The 3,065-nt window shown below is 32.9% G+C and carries 5 protein-coding genes; all 5 read left to right on the top strand.

The features are described from left to right. Window positions 1–531 precede the first annotated feature (531 nt). Window positions 532–966 carry an Rrf2 family transcriptional regulator gene (locus KA468_RS11050; protein WP_291242986.1) on the top strand — a complete coding sequence of 145 codons (435 nt, stop codon included), beginning with the start codon at window positions 532–534 and terminating at the stop codon, window positions 964–966. Window positions 967–1,005: 39 nt separating this feature from the next. Beyond that, the gene (locus KA468_RS11045; protein WP_291242985.1) at window positions 1,006–1,281 is read left to right on the top strand and encodes a cupin; all 276 of its coding nucleotides are present in this window, start codon (window positions 1,006–1,008) and stop codon (window positions 1,279–1,281) included. 12 nt (window positions 1,282–1,293) lie between these two features. Further along, window positions 1,294–2,010 (top strand): iron-sulfur cluster repair di-iron protein, encoded by a 717-nt coding sequence (gene ric / locus KA468_RS11040; RefSeq protein WP_291242984.1) that lies wholly within the window; start codon window positions 1,294–1,296, stop codon window positions 2,008–2,010. Window positions 2,011–2,017: 7 nt separating this feature from the next. Next, window positions 2,018–2,788, top strand: a complete 771-nt coding sequence (locus KA468_RS11115) for a hypothetical protein (RefSeq protein ID WP_366933139.1) — start codon at window positions 2,018–2,020, stop codon at window positions 2,786–2,788. Between the two features lie 2 nt (window positions 2,789–2,790). Beyond that, on the top strand, window positions 2,791–3,065 hold a 275-nt coding region (locus tag KA468_RS11030; RefSeq protein WP_291242983.1), incomplete at its 3' end, for an FAD-dependent oxidoreductase.

The following is a 3,065-nucleotide window of genomic DNA, read 5'->3' as shown; positions in this document are numbered from 1 at the left end:
CAAAGAATCAAATAAACATCACTTCGAATTAAGCCATCACGAGACATAAAATTCATAGAAAGCAGGTCGAGGTTCCCGTTGATGTTTGGGTGCTGAAAGACGGCTCTCTTGTGCTCCCGCTAACAGGGGCTTGAAGCAATTGCCCGCCTTACAGTTTTTAGAGAAATAGAAATTTCGCTTCGGTTCCAGTTGGCGCGCAATCTTGATTAAGGAAATAATTTGTTTTGTTGCGCGCCATCGTTATCTTTATAATCTCCAAAGGCGGAGCACTGCTTCAAGCCCCGGATCGTTATAAGCAAGCCTAAAGAACGACTGTGCAACCATCAAGCTGACACTAAAACAACCAGACTTTATACTTCCAAACTAACTTTCGGCCGACAAAATTCGGTTAACATTTTTGTAGCAATTCGACACAAAACCAACCTAAAGTATTTGAATTAGAACCTACTAAAATAATTTAACAAATAATAGTGGACGCCATTGTCCACTATTAAAATATTTGCTTATCTTTGCCTTATAAAATGACAACAGATGTTTTCAAAAGCTTGTGAATATGGAATTAAGGCATCAATTTTTATTGCTCAACAATCACTCTTAGACAGAAAAGTGAATTTGAGAGAAATTGCTGAAGCTATTGAATCACCAACAGCTTACACGTCAAAAATTCTACAAAAACTATCTAGACAAAAAATTATTAATACCGATAAGGGACCAACTGGTGGCTTTTCTATGGATAAAGTTAAATTAGAAAAAATAAAACTAAGTTCTATTATATGTGCTATTGACGGTGAAAATATTTATAATGATTGTGGATTAGGATTAAAAAAATGTAATGAAAAAATGCCTTGTCCGGTGCATAATCAATTTATAGTAATAAGAGAGGAACTGAAAAAAATGAGTGAAACGACAACCATTAAATCATTAACAATCGATTTCGATAACGGATTAACTTTTTTAAAACGATAATAAAATAATATAGATATGAAATCAAATGATAATCCAAAAATGACACGTCTTGATTTAGGAAATACATTCAAGGTATTGCAAGTAACCGGAAGTGCTGGAATGAATATGCCAGAACATGTAAGCACTAAAGAGGCTGTAATTATTATTCAAAAAGGCCAGGCTATTTTAAAACTGAAAGGAATTGACCATGTGTTAGAATTAAACAAATCTTTCGTTGTACCAGCAGGGCAAAAACACGAGTTACAAATAACTGAAGATTTTCAGGCCGTAGTAATCATGGAAATAGAGTCTGAAATAAAATTTATAAACAATTAAAAACATAAAAAAATGAAAGAAAACCAAATTATTGGAGAGCTGGTAGCAAAAGACTACCGCACCGCATCGGTATTCAAAAAATACAGCATTGACTTTTGTTGTCAAGGTAACAGAACTATTCAAGAGGCCTGTGATAAGAAAAACATTGATTCAAAAAAGGTATTAGAAGATTTAGATACTTTAGTACAAACGAAAAGTGAGGCAACCACCGACTATCAATCGTGGCCACTTGATCTATTAGCGGATTATATTGAAAAGAAACACCACCGCTACGTTCAAGATAAAACATTAGAAATACAGCCATATTTAGATAAAATATGCAGAGTTCATGGAGAACACCATCCCGAACTCTTTGAAATTAAGAATGAATTTAATGCTAGTGCAGGTGAACTAGCTGCTCACATGAAAAAAGAAGAGCTGATTTTATTTCCTTTCATAAGGAAAATGGTAAAAGTAAAACAAGAAAATTCCAATGTAGAAGCCGCAAATTTCGGAACGGTTAAAAACCCAATACAGATGATGATGGATGAACACACAGTAGAAGGAAATCGCTTCAGGAGGATTGAAGAATTAAGCAATAATTATACGCCTCCTCAAGATGCCTGCAACACCTATCGTGTTTCGTTCGCCTTACTTAAAGAATTTGAGCAAGATCTGCACCTGCATATACATTTGGAAAATAATATTCTCTTTCCAAAAGCTGTTGAAATTGAAAATGATTTAATATGAAATTTGCATGAAATATTATGAAACTTTAAGCGAAGCAGTAAATGACCTGATTAAACGAGGTTATACACATGATTTCAATGTTCATCTGGAGCAAGAATGCTTAGTATGCAATAGTTCTCTAACACAACTTTCTCCAGATGAATTTGAAATTGATGAAACCTATCGGTTTGAAGGAAATACTGACCCGGGAGATGAAATGATTTTATTCGCAATTTCCTCGACAAAGCACAAAATAAAAGGCACTTTATTAAATGCATACGGTATGTATTCAGATTCTGCCACAACAAAAATTATAGAAAAACTAGTAACACATATAAAAACTATGAAACCCATAAAAAGAGAAGAATATCTAAAAGCATTGAGCAGAGAACACCATCACAGTTTATTACTCTGCTGGAAAATTAAAACCGGTTTTACTAAAGGTGTTTCAATTACACGTATGAAATTATATATTGATTGGTTTTTTAAAAATCATTTACAGCCACATTTTGAATTAGAAGAGAAATATATTTTCCCTATACTAGGTAATGAAAATGTTCTAATCAAACAAGCTATCGAAGAACACAAAATAATTTCCCGTTTATTTTGCGATACTTCTCATATTGAAACTTCCATAAAGCAAATACAAGAAGATTTAGAAAAACACGTTCGATTTGAAGAAAGAGTTTTGTTTGATGAAATTCAAAAGGTTGCTTCTTCTGAAAATATGGAAGAGATCATAAAACTTCATACAAACGAAAAATTCATTGAAAACACAACGGATGTATTTTGGGAATAATCATGAAAAGGAAAATAATTGTTATTGGAGGTGGGTTTGCAGGTATTGAGTTTATAAAAAAAATAGACGAGACACTGTTTGATGTTTTACTTATTGATAAAATCAATCATCATCAATTCCAACCCCTGTTTTATCAGGTAGCAACTTCTCAACTAGAACCAGCGAGTATTTCATTTCCACTTCGAAACATATTTAAAACAAAGAAAAATCTTCAAATCCGTTTAGCAGAAGTTCTATCTATTGATTCTGCTAATAATAAAATAAAAACAACTATAGG

This window comes from Flavobacterium sp. (assembly GCF_017985075.1).
Taxonomy (GTDB): domain Bacteria; phylum Bacteroidota; class Bacteroidia; order Flavobacteriales; family Flavobacteriaceae; genus Flavobacterium.
This window is presented reverse-complemented; position numbering and strand designations above follow the sequence as displayed.